Source organism: Streptomyces sp. NBC_01506, from assembly GCF_045040295.1.
Taxonomy (GTDB): Bacteria; Actinomycetota; Actinomycetes; order Streptomycetales; family Streptomycetaceae; genus Streptomyces.
Map to the genome: position 1 here is coordinate 8,011,901 of NZ_CP109422.1, position 17,990 is coordinate 8,029,890.

Annotated in this window: 12 protein-coding genes; 8 read left to right on the plus strand and 4 right to left on the minus strand. The window is 72.6% G+C overall.

Annotated features, from left to right (window positions below; genetic code table 11):
- Positions 1 to 112 precede the first annotated feature (112 nt).
- The 3 genes from OG329_RS35995 (at position 113) to OG329_RS36005 (ending at position 7,710) form a co-directional block, all read left to right on the plus strand.
- Complete coding sequence (locus OG329_RS35995; protein ID WP_405800837.1) at positions 113 to 1,657, plus strand: hypothetical protein; 1,545 nt, start codon at positions 113 to 115, stop codon at positions 1,655 to 1,657.
- An 82-nt stretch (positions 1,658 to 1,739) separates the two neighbouring features.
- Positions 1,740 to 2,666: a hypothetical protein gene (locus OG329_RS36000; protein WP_405800838.1), complete on the plus strand. Its 927-nt coding sequence runs from the start codon at positions 1,740 to 1,742 to the stop codon at positions 2,664 to 2,666.
- 100 nt (positions 2,667 to 2,766) lie between these two features.
- On the plus strand, positions 2,767 to 7,710 hold the full coding sequence (locus OG329_RS36005; RefSeq protein WP_405800840.1) for a hypothetical protein: 4,944 nt from the start codon (positions 2,767 to 2,769) through the stop codon (positions 7,708 to 7,710).
- Between the two features lie 50 nt (positions 7,711 to 7,760).
- Here OG329_RS36005 and OG329_RS36010 read toward each other — a convergent pair whose 3' ends face one another.
- Complete coding sequence (locus OG329_RS36010) at positions 7,761 to 8,300, minus strand: hypothetical protein (RefSeq protein WP_405800841.1); 540 nt, start codon at positions 8,298 to 8,300, stop codon at positions 7,761 to 7,763.
- A gap of 468 nt (positions 8,301 to 8,768) precedes the next feature.
- Here OG329_RS36010 and OG329_RS36015 point away from each other — a divergent pair, with 468 nt between their 5' ends.
- Genes OG329_RS36015 through OG329_RS36030 form a run of 4 tightly spaced genes read left to right on the plus strand, consistent with a single transcriptional unit; the run spans position 8,769 to position 13,200 of the window.
- Entirely contained in the window at positions 8,769 to 11,750 is a 2,982-nt protein-coding gene (locus OG329_RS36015; protein WP_405800843.1) for a nitrate- and nitrite sensing domain-containing protein, read from the plus strand.
- Positions 11,747 to 12,205 carry a roadblock/LC7 domain-containing protein gene (locus tag OG329_RS36020; RefSeq protein WP_405800844.1) on the plus strand — a complete coding sequence of 153 codons (459 nt, stop codon included), beginning with the start codon at positions 11,747 to 11,749 and terminating at the stop codon, positions 12,203 to 12,205. The genes OG329_RS36015 and OG329_RS36020 overlap by 4 nt, the downstream gene beginning before the upstream one ends.
- A gap of 10 nt (positions 12,206 to 12,215) precedes the next feature.
- A complete protein-coding gene (locus tag OG329_RS36025) occupies positions 12,216 to 12,611 on the plus strand; it encodes a DUF742 domain-containing protein (protein ID WP_405800846.1) in 396 nt (131 codons plus the stop codon).
- Positions 12,592 to 13,200, plus strand: a complete 609-nt coding sequence (locus OG329_RS36030) for a GTP-binding protein (RefSeq protein ID WP_405800847.1) — start codon at positions 12,592 to 12,594, stop codon at positions 13,198 to 13,200. Before OG329_RS36025 ends, OG329_RS36030 begins: the two co-directional genes overlap by 20 nt.
- A 222-nt stretch (positions 13,201 to 13,422) precedes the next feature.
- Here the strand turns inward: OG329_RS36030 and OG329_RS36035 are convergent, their stop codons facing one another.
- Both OG329_RS36035 and OG329_RS36040 read right to left on the minus strand, forming a co-directional pair.
- A complete protein-coding gene (locus tag OG329_RS36035) occupies positions 13,423 to 13,779 on the minus strand; it encodes an Mpo1-like protein (protein ID WP_405800849.1) in 357 nt (118 codons plus the stop codon).
- Positions 13,780 to 13,914: 135 nt separating this feature from the next.
- Positions 13,915 to 14,802, minus strand: a complete 888-nt coding sequence (locus tag OG329_RS36040; protein ID WP_405800850.1) for a M15 family metallopeptidase — start codon at positions 14,800 to 14,802, stop codon at positions 13,915 to 13,917.
- Positions 14,803 to 14,862: 60 nt separating this feature from the next.
- Between OG329_RS36040 and OG329_RS36045 the strand changes: the two genes are divergently transcribed.
- The gene (locus OG329_RS36045) at positions 14,863 to 15,435 is read left to right on the plus strand and encodes an NUDIX domain-containing protein (RefSeq protein ID WP_405800851.1); all 573 of its coding nucleotides are present in this window, start codon (positions 14,863 to 14,865) and stop codon (positions 15,433 to 15,435) included.
- Between the two features lie 38 nt (positions 15,436 to 15,473).
- Here OG329_RS36045 and OG329_RS36050 read toward each other — a convergent pair whose 3' ends face one another.
- Complete coding sequence (locus OG329_RS36050; protein WP_405800853.1) at positions 15,474 to 17,882, minus strand: glycoside hydrolase family 31 protein; 2,409 nt, start codon at positions 17,880 to 17,882, stop codon at positions 15,474 to 15,476.
- Between the last annotated feature and the right edge of the window lie 108 nt (positions 17,883 to 17,990).

The following is a 17,990-nucleotide window of genomic DNA, read 5'->3' on the forward strand; positions in this document are numbered from 1 at the left end:
CCGGCGGGCCGGGCCGGTGGGCGGCCCGCCGTCCGCGCACCGGCCCACGGACACCGCTGGGGCTTCTGCGTCGTTTCGACCGTTGTCAGTCCGAGGACCTAATCTGTGCAGCGTGACTTCGCCTGCCTCGACGGACCCCGTTCCGCCCCAGCTCAGCGCGGGGCCGCGGCTCGCCCAGGGCCCGGCCGCCGACGAAGGGCTGGCGCGGCGGCTGCGCGCGCTCGCGTGCACCGCACCGCTGCACGACCTCGACACCCGCAAGGCCAATCTGGCGGGGGAGTACTCGGTCTACGCGATGGCGGAGGTCGCGCTCTCGGCGATCGACCTCGTCACGCTCAACATGGACTTCGACACCGGCGCGGACCATGAGCAGATAGTGGCCAGACTCCTGCCGCGTGTCGCGGCACAGGCACCGCACCGCCCGGTCACCGAGCACGAGCGGGTGGCCCGCTGGGTCCTGGAGAACTTGATCAATGTCGGCAGCGTCGACCGCGGATTCCGCGCCGTGTACGGCACGTTCGGCGCCGACGGCGTCTACACCCGCCGCGACTACGACTTCAAACTGATCGAGGAAGTCCCCGGCCACGGCGGCAGCGTCTACCTGCGCACCACCGACGAGGCGGTGAACGTGCTGGTGGGCGCCTTGGACACGGATGTCACCAGCGCGCAGATCGCCGCCGAGGTCAAGCTGGAGGTGCTGATCAACAGAGGTCGGCTCGCCGACGCCCAACTCGCCGCCGAGCAGGCCCGTTACCGCACCGTGCAGTACGCGGAGACGCTGCGCAGGACCCTGGAGGCGACCCGGCGCAACGTTCGCGCGGTCGACTGGCTCAACGCCGTGCCCGACATGATCGCCGAAGCGCTCGACCATGTCGCCGACCGCTATCGTCATGAGAACGCCATCCTGAACAACATCCGCAAGTCACGCGACGAGGCGGAGACCGGCGCCGACCCCAAGACGGCCGAGCACAAGCGGCGCGCGGCCGAACTGGTCGACATCGTCAAGGACTGCATCCGCCGGCACACCCAACTCCAGTCCCGGCTGCTGGAGGCGGGCCCGCTGTTCCGCGCGGAGCAGGACCGCCAGGCGTTCGCCGAGCCCACCACGCGGACGGGGCTGGATCTGTACGGCCAACTCGTCGCCCCGCTCCTCCCGCTGCCGGTCGATCGGGCGAGCCGCGTCACCGACGCGTTCTTCGCCCGTGGCACCGGCCTGCGCACGCCCGCGTCCGTGCGCGTCGGCGACCTCGTGGACCTGCTGCTCACGCCTCCCGTGGAGCGCGAACACCTCGGCGCGGAGATGCCCGAGCCTGATCTGATCGCGACCCCCGACGACAGCCGCTTCAGCGAGGAGCAGTTGGCGCACGCGATGGAACTGCTCGATCTGGAGCACGACGCGCCGCGCAGGCTCTCCGGTCTGCTCGCGGAGGCCCGCCGCCGCGATCCCGACCTGCCCTATCTGGTCGCCCTGCTGGCGATCCACGCGGCCAGTCCGCCGGTCGGTACGGCCTACCGGCAGGGCGAGGAGCGGCTGTTGTTCGCCGTGGACGACGGGACTCCCCTCGAGGACCCGGAGTTCGGCGGTGCCGACCTGATAGTGGGCACGGCTCTGCTCGACGCGGCCGGTATGACCGCCGACCGTAAGGAGGCGGCATGACGCCCACCGGACCGGCCGCCGCCCCCCTCCGTGCCATCCGTATCACTCCCACCTGGACCACCCTCGGTAAGGAGCAGCGCCCGTGAGCGACCACCAGGCAGAGCACGCCGCCGCGTGGGGCGAGCCGGGCAGCACCGACACGGCCCGCCCGTCCGCCGCCCCCGCGTCGGGCGGCGCCGTCACGCCCGCCGTCACGCCCGCCGACGCGGCCGACGCCGCCCGCCTCGTCGCCTTCGGACTCCAGCCCAGACTGCTGCCCGCGCGCGACGCCGAATACGCCGACCTGCTGCGCCGCTACCGCGAGGAACCGGCCTTCGCACGGCTGGCCGACGCCGTTGCCACCGGTCTCGGTCTCGTCGTCCTCGAAGTCTCCTCCCGCGCCGGGATGGCCGTGACGGCGGGCGAGGACTCCGTGTTCGCCGTCCGCATGGGCGACTACGCCCGCCGCGCCTCGACCGACGCGGCCGACCGCTTCCTGCACGGCCTCGCCCATCTCGCCGTCGCCGCCATGGCCTTCCCCCGCCCCGAAGACCTCGCCGACGACGGCTACATCGGCCGGATCACCGTCAACGGCGTCGACGCCTTCGTACGACAGGCATGCCGCAGGCTGGAGGAACAGGCCGAGGAGCAGGGCGAGAACACCGACCCGGCGACCGACGCCCCCGGCCTCGAATCGGCCTGGCGCATCTACGCGCGGCGCAGCTCGACCGGCGCCACCAAGGACGCGCGCCGCCTCGCCGGCTCCACCACCGGCATCATCGGCAAGGCCATGGCCTTCCTCACCGACTCCGGGTTCCTGCACCGCACCGGCGACGACGCCGGAGGCGCGTACCGCACCACGGCCCGCTACCAGCTCCAGGTCCGCGACATGGCCGGCAGCGCCGCCATGGCCGAACTGCTCGCCCTGGGCGTCGTACCGGTCACCGACGGATCCGCCACGCTGCTCCCCCCACCCGACCCGGACGACCTCGACCTGGTCGCCGACGCCGGACTGCCGTTCCACTCCTGAGCGGACCCGCGGCCCAGCATCCTCCGGCCCCGCTCCGTCCGCTCCCGCCCGCACCCCGCCGGTCTTCATCCGGTCCTGACCACGACGAGAGTCCGCCGCCATGTACGAGCTGTCCCGGGTCCGCCTCTACTCCATCGGGCCTGCCGGTGCGCGCTACGCCGACACCGTGCTCGACCTGCGCGGAGTCGGCGAGCCGGTGCCCCACCCCGCCCCCACCCAGGCGGAGTTCTTCGAGGAGGAGCCGGTCGGACCGCCCCGCCGCCCGGCCCCGGCCGGTGTGCTCTTCCTGGAGAACGGCGGCGGCAAGTCCGTCCTGCTCAAGCTGATCTTCTCGGTCATGCTCCCCGGCCACCGCAACACCCTCGGCGGCGCCAGCTCCGGCGTGCTGCGCAAGTTCCTGCTCGCCGACGACTGCGGCCATGTCGCCCTCGAATGGCAGCACACCCTCACCGGCGAACTGGTCGTGGTCGGCAAGGCCAGCGAGTGGCGCGGCCGTCAGGTCTCCAACGACCCGCGCAAGTTCGCCGAGGGCTGGTACTCCTTCCGGCCGGGCCCCGGGCTCAGCCTCGACTCGCTGCCGGTCGCCGAGTCGACCGCCGTCCGGCGGCCCGCGGAAGGCGTCTCCGGCGCGCGGGGCCGCCGCCGCACCATGAAGGGGTTCCGGGACGCCATCACCGAGGCGGGCAAGGCGTATCCGCACCTCGACGTGGTCTGGGAGGAGATCCACGACCGCTGGATCGAACATCTCGGCGATCTGGGCCTCGACCCCGAACTGTTCCGCTACCAGCGGGAGATGAACGCCGACGAAGGCGAGGCCGCCGGCCTCTTCGCGGTGAAGAAGGACTCCGACTTCACCGATCTGCTGCTGCGCGCCGTCACCGACACCCGCGACACCGACGGGCTCGCCGACCTCGTCGGCGGCTTCGGCAACAAACTGGGCCGGCGGGCCGAGCTGACCGCCGAGCGGGATTTCACGGCGGGCTCCGTCGACCTGCTCGGCCGCATCGTGGAGGCCGCCGACTCGCGGTCCCGGGCCCGCGACATCCACGCCGCCGCCGAGCGCCGTACCCGCACACTCGCCCGCAGGCTCACCGCCCGCGCCGCCGTGGAACGAGGCCGCGTCGGCGACCTCGCCCAGCAGGTCACCGCCGCGGCCCACACCGTCACCGAAGCCGACCGGGCCCGTGGCCGCAGCGCGCTCATCGCCGCCGAACTCGCCTACCGGCACGCCTCCCTGGCCCTCACCGTCGCCGAGAAGTCCGCCGCGGCCCAACGGCGGGAGCTGGGCGACGCCCGTACACTCCACTCCGCCTGGCAGGCCGCCGAGAACGTCCTGCGGCACCGCGCCGCCGCCGACCGCTCGGCGCGCGTCGCCGTCGCGATCCGCGAGGCCGAACGCGACGCCGCGCCCGCCCTGGCCGCCCGCGCCACCGCCGCCGCCGACCTCGTCCGCGCGCTGCACGGCGCCGCCGCCGACGGCGAGAGCCTGGCCAACGAGGAGGAGGAGCGCTCCGCCGCGCTCCAGGAGGTCGGCGAGACCGCGCACCGCGACGCCACAGCGGCGGCCACCGAGGCGCAGCGTGCCCGCAGCGAGACCGGTCATCTGCGCCAGCGGCTGACCGAGGTCGAACAGGAGACCGCCGAGGCGGTACGGGCCGGCTGGCTCGACGACACGGCGCCCGACGCCGACCCGGCACGCGCCGCGCTCGCCGCGAGCGACGCGGAGAAGGCCGCGGTCGCCGCCTGGGACACCGCCCGAGAGGCCGCGCGCGCGGCGGCGGAGCGGGCCAGGGAAGCGGCGGGCGCCGAATCCCGCGCCGAACTGGCCGAGGCCCGCGCGGTCGACGCCGCCCGCGCCGCCGAGCACGAGTACGAGGCGGAGCGCCGTACCGCCGAGTCCATCGCCGAGGAGGAACGCCTCACCGAACTGCTCGGCCTGCCCGGCGCGCCACCACGAGCGGGCGTCCCAGGGCCCCGCAGCGCCGCCCAGGGCGGCTCGGACGGCCCGACCGGCCCTGCGGCGGACGCGGGGACCGGCACCGCCTCAGAGCCGGGCTCAGCGGGCTCAGGAGGCTCGACAGGTACGAAGCGCCGGGACGGCACCGGCGGCGGGACGGCCGTGGGCCAACTGTCCCGGACGGACGACTCGGCCACCGGCCCCCACGGCACCCACCCGCACACCACCGGGCCACGCGGCGCCACCGCGCCCCACCCCAGCGCTCAAGGCCCCCTCACCGCCGAGGAGTTGGACCGGTACGCCGACGAACTGCGCGAACTCCTCGACCAGGGCGTCGCCGCCGCCGAGCGCCAGCTTTTCGACCTGCGTACGGCCGCCGCCGACGACTCCCGCATCCTCGGCGCACTCGGCGACGGCGGACTGCTGCCGCCGGGCCCCGATGTGCTGGCCACCGTCGAACATCTCGGCGAACACGGCATCCCGGCCCTCCCCGGCTGGCGCTATCTGGCCCAGGCCGTCGACCCCGCCGACCACGCGGCGGTCCTCGCCGCCCGGCCCGAACTGGTCGACGGCGTCATCATCACCGAACCCGCCTCGCACGCACGGGCCCGCGAAGTCCTCGCCGGCGCCGCCCTCCTGCCGCGCTCGGCCGTCGCCGTCGGTACGGCCGCGGCGCTGCTCGCACCGGTACCGGGCCCCGGCCCGCACGGCGCCACGACCGGCGGCGAGGACACCGGCGTCTTCCTCGTCCCGCCCAACCCGGCGATGCACGACGAACACGCCGCCGACGCCGAACGGCAGTCCCTGCGCACCAAGTCGACCGCACGCGACGAGGAGATCCGCACCCTGTCGGCCCGGCTCTCCGCCGACCGGGCCATCGCCGCGCGCCTCGGCTCCTGGCGGGCCACCTGCGCGCCCGGCAGACTCACCGAACTCGCCGAGACCGCGCGCGCGGCCGACGACGTGGCGCGGACCGCCGGGGCCGAACTCGCCGAGGCCCGCACGGTCCGCACCGAGGCGGACGAGGCCGCAGCCGACACCGCGCGGGTACGCGACGAACGCCAGGAGGCCGCCCAGCGAGCCCGCCGCGTCGCCGACGCACTGTCCGGCCTCGCCTTCCGGCTGCGGGAGCGGGCCGGCTGGCAGGTCAAGCTCCGCGCGCTGGCCGACGACGCCACCGAGGCCGAGGCCCGCGCCACGGTCTGCCTCGACCGGGCCCGCGCCGCCGACGAGGACCGCCGCGCCGCCCAGCGCGCCGCCGACGACGCCCGCCGTACGGCCCGTGCGCTGCGGGCCGAACGCGCCGAGATCGCCGGCGCGCCCGAAAATCTGCCCGAGCCCGACCCGGACACCCCGCGCACCGCCCTTCCCGCGCTGCGCGAGGCATACCGCGCCGCCTCGCAGTTGTACGAGAAGGTCGGCGTCGGCGCCGACCTCCGCGCCGAACAGGCCCACGCCGAGAGCGACGAGGGCGCGGCCCTGGCCGAACTGGACCGGCTCAGCAACAAGGTCCGTACCCGCGCCGCCCAGCTCCTCCAGAGCACGGACGGCGCCGACGGGCCGTCCCGGCAGGCCGCGGCGGCCCGCGCCGAATCGCTCGTCCAGATGCTGGAGTCACGCGCGTCCGCCGCCAGCGAGCAACTGGGCCGACTGCGCGGCGAGGCCGAGCGGCTCGCACCCGCCGAGGGCGAGTCGCACACCGACCTGCCCGAGAGCCAGGTCCCCACCGAGGTGGAACAGGCCCAGGCCCTGCTGCGCACCGCCACCAACGAACTCGCCACGCGCACCGACGCGTTGGACACCGCCCGCGCCGCGCACAGCGAGCTGCTGCACGCCCACCGCACGGCGGAGGACGCGACAGGCGGCTTCGAGGAGACGGCGGCCCTCCTGGGCGATCTGCTCAGGGGCTCGGCCTACGAGGACACCGACGAGGCACCGGAAGCGCCCGAGCCCTACCCCGGAACGATCGAAGAGGCCCGCAACGCCGCCGCCGAGACCCGCCGCTCGCTGCGCGCCTGTGCCACGGAGCTGTCCGCCGCCGAGGCCGCCGTCCGGGAAGCGAGCGACATTCTCGTACGGCACGCCAACTCCACCCGCTACGAGCAGGTACGCACCCCCGCCCGCCAGCAGATCCGCGAACTGCCCGCCGCCGCGCTGCCCGACCACGCCGCGAAGTGGGCCGGCGCCTTCGCACCCCGACTGCGGGTGCTCACCGACGAGTTGGAGCAGTTGGAACGCAACCGCGACTCCATCGTGGACCGGCTGCGCGGGCTGGTGGAATCCGCGCTCACGACCCTGCGCTCGGCGCAGCGGCTCTCCCGGCTGCCCGAAGGGCTGGGGGAGTGGTCCGGCCAGGAATTCCTCCGGATCCGCTTCGAGGAACCCGACCAGGCGACCCTCACCGAACGGCTCGGCGAGGTCATCGACGAGGCGACCCGCGCCGCCCTCAAGAAGAACTCCGACCTGCGCAGGGACGGCATGTCCCTGCTGCTGCGCGGCGTCCAGGCCGCCCTCCAGCCCAAGGGCATCGCCGTCGAGATCCTGAAACCGGACGCCGTGCTGCGCGCCGAGCGGGTCCCGGTCGGGCAGATGGGCGACGTCTTCTCCGGCGGCCAACTGCTCACCGCCGCGATCGCCCTGTACTGCACGATGGCCGCGCTGCGCAGCAACGACCGGGGCCGTGACAAGCACCGGCACGCCGGCACACTCTTCCTCGACAATCCGATCGGCCGCGCCAACGCCACGTACCTGCTGGAGCTCCAGCGCGCCGTCTCGGACGCGCTCGGCGTCCAACTCCTCTACACGACCGGCCTTTTCGACACGACAGCACTGGCCGAATTCCCTCTGGTGATCCGGCTGCGCAACGACGCGGACCTGCGGGCGGGCCTCAAATACATCAGCGTCGAGGAGCATCTGCGGCCGGGACTTCCCCAACAGGACCCGGACGGTGAGACGGTGCACGGCGAGATCACGGCGACGCGTATGTTCAAACGCTCCCAGGCGGCAGCGGCAGCCGCCACGACGGCGGCCACGACGGCGGCCGACGAGGTGCCGGCCGCCCCGCTCACAGACCGAGTGATCGAATGACAGAGTGACCACTCGGTCCTCGACGGCCGCCGGCGCTCGATGAATCGCGTTCAGGCTTCGGAGAGCCGGCCGGCGCCCCGGCGTCGTATCCGCGCGCCGTCACGCTCCGCCGCGCGCGCCGTACGCCTCGCCCGGCGGCGCTCCCTGCGCAACTGCCGTGCCGTACTGCTCGGCACCGACACCACGCCATGGCGCTGATTCCACACCTGACGCGTCACCCATACGTCCAGCACCCCCCACGTCGCCACGACCGTGCTCCCCACGCTGCTCAGCACCATGGGGAAGGCGAGCCACGAGCCCGCGAGCGTGGAGAAGAACGCCACCATCGCCTGCATCAGCGTCAGCGACGCGATGATCACGGCCCGCACCGCCGCCGTACGCACCGGGTCGGGCATCCGGCGCCGTATCGCGGGCTCCTCCACCCACAGCCGCCGCGAGAGGCCCGTACCGCGCGGGGCGGGCAGCTCGACCTCGACTTCGACCTCAGCCGGCGCCCGACCGTCCGACTCCCGGTCCTCGCGCCCCGCCGCGCGTGCCTGGGTCCCCTTGCCCGCCTTCTTCGCCGTATCCGTGTCCGACTTCGTATTCATGGACCGTAACTCCCCACCACTGTCCGACATCAGGGTGACTGCCCGGCCCAGGCCGCTTCACGCGAACCATGACACCGAATGTGCGATGAGCGGCGCCGCAGCGCCCACCGCCCGCCCCGTCCCTCGCTCCGAATTCCCCGCCCTGAGCCGGTACTTCCGTACGTCAGTACCCATACACATAGACGAGCGACAGATCAGGAAGATTCCCGCGCACGCACAGATCCGGCCATCTGATCGATTGCGAAAAGTGACGTCCCGCCAGGTACTGTGCGCGACAGCGGCGAAAGTCATCTCCGTGAATACCAGGACAACTCGTGATCAACTCGCCTGGTTTGGGCCGAAAATTGCCCGGACATGCCTTCGAGTTGTCGGTGTGGCAGTAGTAGGCTCGCGCCGTTTGTTGACGAGGTTGTCGATTCTGACGAAGACGCCTTCCACATCGGGTGGAAGGTCGAGCTGGGGGAGGCCATGCGCTTTCGCGGGAAGTCCATCCGCCGGAAGATCGTGGCGTTGCTGCTTGTGCCGCTCGTCTCCCTCACGGCCCTGTGGGCATTCGCCACCACACTCACCGGCCGCGAGGCCAACCAACTCCTCGACGTCGCCTACATCATCGACAAGGTCGGCGACCCGGTGGAGAACACGGTCCAGGTCGTCCAGCGGGAACGCCGCCAGACCCTGATCTATCTGGCCGACCCCCGTAACTCCGACTCCCTGGCCGAACTGCGCCGAACACGCGCGGCCACCGACCGGGCCGTCACCAAGATCAAGGCGAACGCCGAGAACCCGTCGGTCCGCGACCAGATGAGCGAGACCACCTCCGCACGGCTGACGTCGCTCACCGACGCGCTCGACGGCCTCGGCGCGCTGCGCCGCTCCGTCGAGAAGAGCACCGTCACCCGCGGCCAGGCGCTCGACTTCTACAACCGACTCGTCGACCCCTGCCAGAGCTTCTTGTCGTCGCTGCACGCCCTTCAGGACGTGGATCTGGACAGGCAGGCCCGCGCACTGGTCGGTGTCGACCGCGCCCAGGAGATGCTCTCCCGTGAGGACGCGCTGGTCGTCTCCGCGCTCATCACCCGTCGCACCACATCGGACGAGATCCGTCTGGTCTCCGACCTCGTGGCCAACCGCACGCTGCTCTACGAGACCAACCTCGACGTCCTGCCCGCCTCGGAGCGCGAGATCTTCGAGCAGTACTGGGGCGGCCCCGGCACCCAGCCGCTCCGGGAGGCGGAGGAACAGCTCATCGCCGCCGGTCCGGGCAAGGACCCGGTGTCGGTGGACGCCGCCCGCTGGCAGGAGACGTCCGATCCGGTCCTCGACAGCCTCGCCCGCGAGAGCGAGGCGGCCGACGAGCGCTACCAGGACCGGGTCGAGCCGGCCGGGTTCAACGTCCTCGTACTGGCCGGAGTCGCCGGCGTCCTCGGCTTCCTCGCACTGCTCGTCTCGCTCATCGTCTCCATACGCGTCGGCCGCAGCCTCATCCGCGACCTGTCCGGCCTCCGTAAGGAGGCGCACGAAGTGTCCGGCGTCCGGCTGCCGAGCGTCATGCGACGCCTCGCGGCGGGCGAGCAGGTCGACGTCGAGACGGAAGCCCCGCGACTGGACTACGAGCGCGACGAGCTGGGCCAGGTCGGCCAGGCGCTCAACACGCTCCAGCGCGCCGCCGTCGAAGCAGCCGTGAAACAGGCCGAGTTGCGCCACGGAGTCTCCGAGGTGTTCGTCAACCTCGCCCGCCGCAACCAGGTCCTGCTGCACCGCCAGCTCACGCTCCTGGACACCATGGAGCGCCGTACGGAGGACACCGACGAACTCGCCGACCTGTTCCGCCTCGACCACCTGACGACCCGTATGCGGCGCCACGCCGAGGGCCTGGTGATCCTCTCCGGAGCCGCGCCGTCCCGCCAGTGGCGCAAGCCGGTCCAGCTCATGGACGTCGTACGGGCCGCCGTGGCCGAGGTCGAGGACTACGAGCGCGTCGAGGTCCGCAGGCTGCCGCGGATCGGTGTCGGCGGCCCCGCCGTCGCCGACCTCACCCACCTCGTCGCCGAACTGCTGGAGAACGCCACGGTGTTCTCGCCCCCGCACACGGCGGTACAGGTCCACGGCGAACGCGTCGCCAACGGATTCACCCTGGAGATCCACGACCGCGGCCTCGGCATGAACTCCGACGACCTCCTCGACGCGAATCTGCGGCTCGCGGAGACACCCGAGTTCGAGCTTTCCGACACCGACCGCCTCGGCCTCTTCGTCGTCAGCCGGCTCGCGCAGCGGCAGAACGTCCGGGTCTCGCTCCAGCCTTCTCCGTACGGAGGCACGACCGCGATCGTGTTCCTGCCGGCGGCGCTGCTCACCGAGGCGCCCGAGACACAGGGCACCGGATTCCGGCTCGACCGGCAGAACCTCGCGGCCGACAACGGCCGTGGGCGTGCCGACGGCAGGCTGGCCTCGCTGTCGCAGGTGCCCACCGGACTCAGCGGCAGCCGCTCCGTGCTCGATGGGCCCATCGAACTCGAACCACCGCTCACCGGCGGGGAGTTCGAGGAACGGCCCGCCCGTGACGACAACGGCGACGCGGCGACCGACCGTGGCGATCTCGGTGACCGCAGCGGTGATCTCGGTGATCTCGGCAGCGGCGACCTGGACGACACGGAGAGCGAGCGCGGCGGAATCTTCCGCGCCCGTGAGCACCTGCGTGACACCGGCCGCGGCACGCGCGGGCGCGAGGTGCGCGAGGCGGGTCAGCCGCGCGGACCGCGCGGTCCCGGCGCCGGGGACGTCCACGAGCAGCACCGTCAGGCCGCGGACCCCGACGGCCCGCAGGGCCGGGACGGCCGTCCCGGCCGCGACGCCGCCGACGCGCTCGGCTTCCCGGCGCAGTTGCCCCGCCGCAGCCGCAAGACCCCGAAGCTGGTCGCCGATCACGGACGGCGCCTGGACGAGAGGGGCGGCGCCCACCCGGCGACGGAGCCGTCGCCGACCGATCCCGCGACCGGTCCCGCCCCCGCCTCCGCGCCCGCACCTGCTCCCGCCTCACGCCTCGTGACGCCCACACCCGAGGGAGCCGGCGTGACGCCCGACGAGAACCGCTCTCCCGCCCCGTTCGGCAGCGCCCCTCTCGGCGGCCTCCCGCGGCGCGTGCGGCAGGCCAGCCTCGCGCCCCAGCTCAAGGACGCCGTACGCGAAGACGTCGAGACGCCGCCGGCCGACGCGACGGAACGGGACTACGAGCGCGACGCGGACGAAGTCCGCAACCGTATGGCGTCCCTTCAAAGGGGCTGGCAGCGTGGCCGTCAGCAGAACACCGCCGAAGACACCCAAGACACCCAAGACACCCGCGTCTTCCAAGACTTCAAAGGCACCCACAACACCGATGGCACCGACGGCACCGCTGACATCAACGGCCCCGGCGACACCACAGGAACGACACCGGAGGGGGACGGTCGATGACCGCACCGAAAGCCGCAGCATCCGATTCCACCCGCCGCGGATCCGTGCCGGGCGACCTCAACTGGCTCCTGGACGAGCTGGTGGAACGGGTCGGCAGCATCCGTAAGGCGATAGTCCTCTCCGGGGACGGCCTCGCCACGGGAACGTCCAAGGAACTCACCCGCGAGGACGGCGAACATCTCGCCGCCGTCGCCTCCGGCTTCCACAGCCTCGCCAAGGGCGTCGGCAGGCACTTCGAGGCGGGCAAGGTCCGCCAGACCGTCGTGGAGCTGGACGACGCCTTCCTGTTCGTCACGGCGGCGGGCGACGGCAGTTGCCTCGCCGTGCTCTCCGACTCCGACTCCGACGTCGGCCAGGTGGCCTACGAGATGACGCTCATGGTCAAGCGCGTGGGCGTCCACCTCGGTGCCGCACCACGCGCCGGACAGTCCACCGGACAGCCCGCCACCGGGTGAGCTGAATGTCATGAGTCAAGCAGGCGAGGATCCGAAGCACTGGTTCGACAAAGACGCCGGCCCGGTGGTGCGCCCGTACGCCATGACACGCGGCCGGACCAGCAGCGCGACCCGGCACCGGCTCGATCTGATCGCCATCGTCATCCCGGCGTCCGCCGCCGACGAACCCGTCGGCGACCGGACACTGTCTCCCGAGCATGTGGAGATAGTCGAACTCTGCAGAGCCGGCCCCCAGTCGATCGCGGAACTCGCCGCGGGCCTCGACCTCCCCGTAGGGGTGGTCAGAGTCTTCGTGGGAGATCTGGTCGAGAGCGAACTGGTGCACGTAACCCGTCCCGTTCCACCGGCCGAGCTGCCGGACGTGAACATTCTCCGCGAGGTGATCAATGGTCTTCGGGCGCTCTAGCCGTGGACAGCGGCCGATCGAGCCGGTGACTCTGAAGATCCTGGTGGCAGGCGGCTTCGGGGTGGGCAAAACCACCTTCGTGGGCGCGGTGAGCGAGATCAAGCCGCTGCGCACCGAGGAGTTGCTGACCGAGGCGGGCCGGCCCGTGGACGACATCGCGGGCATCGAGGGCAAGACCACCACCACGGTCGCCATGGACTTCGGGCGCATCACGCTCCGGGACGACCTCGTGCTCTACCTCTTCGGTACGCCGGGCCAGGACCGCTTCTGGTTCCTGTGGGACGAGTTGGCCCAGGGCGCGCTCGGCGCGGTCGTGCTCGCCGACACCCGGCGGCTGGAGGACTCCTTCGCGGCGGTCGACTACTTCGAGCGACGGGACATCCCCTTCGCCGTCGCCGTCAACTGCTTCGAGGACGCGGCCCGTTTCCCCGCCGAGACAGTCCGTGCGGCGCTCGATCTCGACCCGGAGGTGCCGCTGCTGATGTGCGACGCGCGCCGCCGCGAGTCCGCCAAGGACGTCCTGGTCGCCGTTGTGGAACACGCGATGATCCGCGCCCGCGAACAGCGCGAACCCGCCGTCACCACCTGACGGGCCGCCGGCCGACCGCCCGGACGGAACACGGTCCGTACCCCCACCGACAGGGGTACGGACCGTGAGATCCGAGGTGTACGGCTCCGACTACCGCCCGCACCAGCCCTCCCGCACGCGCGGACACGACGTGTCCGCAGGCGTCGCACCGGTGCCTCACCGGTGCGACGCCTCAACGCTTCTCAACGTTTCCCAGCGGTCTTCAGCGGTTCTCGGCGGCTCTCAGCGGTTCTCGGCGAGCCACTTCGCGGCGATCTCGGCCAGCTCGGCATCGCGCCCCGCCAGCATCATCCGGATCATCTGCACGTCGCCGCGCAGCGACCATGCCGGGTGTCCGAAGCTCGCGGGATTGTTCTTCTCGATGAGGAAATGCGCGGGCCAGGCCGTTCCGTACCCGATCAGCGGCAGCGCCGCCGCGTACCGCTTCCGGCCGCGCGCCAGCCCGTAGACGCTGACGGCCAGGCCGGTCAGAGTCCCCGTCAGATGCACCCAACGCGTGGCCGCGCGGGAGTGCATCGCCACGTAGTAGGGCCAGAATTCGTCGTACGACTGGTATGTCGCCGGTGTCCGCGATGCCATACGGGCACCGTAACGGCTCCGCCTGAAACCCGGAACGGGCAGGAGGAGAACCGGAAACGGGCTTCGCGCGTCCGAGAGTAGAGAGCGGTCCGGCCGGAGCCCACGGGGGTGGTCCCGGCCGACCGCCCTCGGGGGTCAGTGGCCGACGACCGAGCGCCAGGACACCGGGAAGTCGAAGTAGGTGTCGGGGAAGACCTCCGGCTTGTGGGTGAAGTGCCACCACTCCTCAGGGAGGTTGGTGAATCCGACATCGGCGAGCGTGTTCTTCAGGAGCTGCCTGTTCGCCCGCTGCTCACCCCGCACGCGCGGATCGTCGGTGTGCGAGAGCGTGTCGAAGCAGTCGTAACCGGTGCCCATGTCGACGGAGTTGTCCCGGAACCGCTCACCTTGCGGCGCGTAGCAGGGGACCAGCTTCTCGCCGGGCACATACGGCCGGGTCGGCTTGGCCGGCAGTTCGACGATCGTCAGGTCCACCGTGCTGCCACGGCTGTGCCCGGACTTCTCGGCGATGTAACCGTCCGTGAACAGTCTCGACTTGTCGACTTGCGGATAGAACTCTGGCTTCATCCGCTCGTCCTCCAGGTCCTTCGCCCAGCGAACGAAGTGGTCGACCGCCCGCTGCGGGCGGTAGCAGTCGTACACCTTGAGCGAGTAGCCCTGCCGCAGCAGCTTCCACTGCGCCCGCTGGAGCGCCTGCGCGGCCGGGCGCGTGAGGATGCACAGCGGCTGTTGGTAGCCGTCGACGGGCTCGCCCATGAAGTTGTGCGGGGTGATGTAGCGGATGTCATGGATGATCGTCGGCGCCACGGCCCGCAGCGCCACGAACTGCTCGGGCGCCGTGGGCCCGGCGGTCGGGGAGCCGCTGCCCACGCCGGAGGTGTCGGCGGCCCCGATGGTTCCTGCCGTTTCGGCCGATCCTGACGTCCCGGTCGCGCCGGACGCCCCCGGGGCTGCGGCGGTCACGGCGAGCAGGGTGGCCGCCGTGGCGGCCAGCGCGCGGAGTGCGGAAGCGAGTCGTGTCATGGACACACCGTCTATCAGTTCCACGGCCCGTGGGAAAGAGTGATCGGCTACAGTCCGCGCGTGGCCGACCCCAAGAACCACTTCGTGAAGGACTCGCACTGCACAAGCTGCGGCGCGCCGTACCCGGCAGCCGCCGACTGGCCCCGCACCTGCCGTGTCTGCGGCGCCACCGCCTACCGCAACCCCCTCCCGGTCGCGGTCACCCTGCTGCCCGTGACCGACGACCGGGGTACCGCACTCGTCGTCATCACCCGCACGATCGAACCCCGGCGCGGCCAGGTCGCCCTCCCCGGCGGCTTCATCGACCACGCCGAGGACTGGCGGCACGCCGCCGTACGCGAGTTGCGCGAGGAAACCGGCATCGAGGCCGCCGAGCGGGACGTACGGCTGGCCGACGCCATGAGCTCGCCGGACGGCCACCTGCTGATCTTCGCGCTGCTGCCGGAACGCCCCGCCGCCGAACTGCCCGCGTCCGTGGCGACCGACGAGACGACCGGCTGGCATCTGCTGCGAGCCCCGGCCGAGCTGGCGTTCCCGCTGCACACGCGGGCGGTACGGTCCTGGTTCGCCGGCCGGTACGACAGCGCCCCGGCAGCCCCGGCAGCCCCGGAACCTCCCGCACGCCCCGTCTGACCCCTCCGGCCCCGCCCGACCGCCTCCCGCGCCGCGCCTTACCCGACCGCCGACCCGGCGCCCCGACCCCGTACCCGCACCGGCAGTTCCGGGGGCACCACCCCGTCGTCCGTCACCCGCTCCACCACCACCTCGCCGCCCACCAGCCGCGACGTGTACCGCTCCACCTCCGGATACGCCCACCCGTCCCCGGCGTCCCGCACCACCAGCCCGCCACCTGTACGCCCCGGCGCCGGAGGCCACACCTCCAGCTCGACACCTGCGGCATCCGCGACACCCCCGGCCGCCCCGTCGGCGCCCGCCCAGGACCGGACCGGAATCACCGCGCCCGCCCGCGCCAGCACCGGGATCCGGGACGCCGGCGCGTCCAGCAGGACCTGACCGGGCCCCTCGTACGCCGCCCCGGTCGCCGTGTCGTACCAGCGCCCGCGCGGCAGCCGCACCGCGCGCCGGTCCGTACCGGCCTCCAGCACCGGCGCCACCAGCAGCGAGTCCCCGAGCAGGAACGCGTCCTCACAGTCCCGCAGCGCCCGGTCCTCCGGCGCGCCCCACCACACCGGACGGGCGTACGGCGCGCCCGTCAGCCGCGCCAACTGGGCCAGCGTCATGAAGTACGGCCCCAGCCGCTCCCGCTCCAGGAGCGCCGCCCGCGCGTGGCCCAGCACGTCGGCACCGAACTCCCACGGCTCCCTGCGCCCCGCGTCGATCGCCGCGTGCGTACGGAACAGGGGGAGATAGGCGCCCAGTTGATACCACCGCAGATACAGCTCGGGCGACGGACTCCCGGTGAAGCCGCCCACGTCCGGACCCGAGTACGGCACCCCGCACAGCCCCAGCCCCAGCACCAGGGCGAGCGACGCGCGTAGCCCCGGCCAACCGGTCTCCACGTCGCCCGACCAGGTGCCGCCGTACCGCTGCATCCCCGCCCACCCCGAACGCGAGAACAGGAAGGGCCGCTCGTCCGGCCGCAGTTGCCGCAGCCCCTCGTACCCGGCCATCGCCATCGTCAGTCCGTACACGTTGTGGGCCTTGCGATGATCGCCACCACGCCCGTCGAGCGCGTGCCTGGCCGACCGGGGCAGCGTCATGTCCCCGAACGGCGCGAACGACACCGGCTCGTTCATGTCGTGCCAGACTCCCGAGAAACCCTGCGCCAGCCGCTCCTCGTACAGAGCGCCCCACCACTCGCGCACCGCCGGATCGGTGAAATCCGGATAGACGCACTCACCGGGCCAGACCTCGCCCCGTACGTCGCCACCGCGCGCGTCCCGCACGAACGCACCGGCCGCAGCGCCACTGTCGTACGTCTCGTTCCCCGGCGCCGCCTTCACCGCCGGATCCACGATCGACACCAGCCGCACCCCCTCGGCCCGCAACTCCTTGGCGAGAGCGGGCAGATCGGGGAAGTTCCGCCGGTCCACGGTGAACACCTGGTGCCCGTCGTAGTGATCGATGTCGAGATGCAGCGCGGACAGCGGCAGCCCGCGCTCGCGGTAGCCGGCCACGATCCGCCGTACCTCCCGCGCACTGCCGAAACCCCACCGCGCGTGTTGCGGCCCCAGCGCCCACGAAGGAGGCAGCGCGGGCACCCCCGTCAGCGCCGTCCAGCCGTGCAGCACCCGCGCGGGCGTGCCGAGCAGCACCCAGCAGCGCAGCGGACCACCGTCCATCCGCACCTCGGAGGTGCCCGGCCGGTCATGACCGGAGCCCGCGCCCTCCTCACCCTCTTTAAGAGTCACGCGCCCGTCCCACGCGTTGTCGTAGAAGGCGAGGTGCGTGCCCGCGTCCGCCACCACCAACTGCACCGGCATCGTGATGTACAGCGGATCGTCACCGGGGCCGAAGCCGCCGCGCGGATCGGTGTTCCACAGCCGGTACACGCCGTCGCGCAGCCGCGGCCCCGACGCCCGCCCGCCGAGCCCGAAGAACCGCGCGTCGGCGGCCACTTCGGTCCGCTGCGCCCACCGCGCGGGCCCGCCCCCGTCCACCGGCTCCCACCAGCGCGGCGGCAGCTCACGGCGCAGCACCAAACCCCCCGGCGTCGCCACCTCCACACCGCCGTGCCGGGAGACCGCCACCGTCACCCGCTCCGACACCACCCGCCAGCCGCCGTCCTTGTCGGGCTCGAGCTGGGCCCGCGGATCCGGCTCGGGCGGATCGCCCGCCAGCGCGTACGACGGCGAAGGACCGTCGCCGTCCCAGCCCCAGAACACGGCGCCGCCGACCGCCACCCACACCCGTAGCTCGGCCCGCGCGAACCGCACGATCCCACCGCCCGCCAACGGCTCCGCACCACTGACCGGTCCGGGCACCCTGGCCCGCTCCGCGCCCCGCGCCGGCAGATCACGCTCGTCCGTACGGTGCCGACGCCAGGCCGACCGCACCGTCCGCATTCCCCGTACGGAACCGGCATCCTTCATCGAGCGCAGCAGCTCACGACCGTTCATGCTGCTCAGCCTGCCACCCGGCGGAGACCGACCGGGCCGCGTTCAACTCCCGTTCACCCGTGGTGCGGCCACATGTCGCCGCAGGGGCCCTCCCGGGCACTCGGCAGG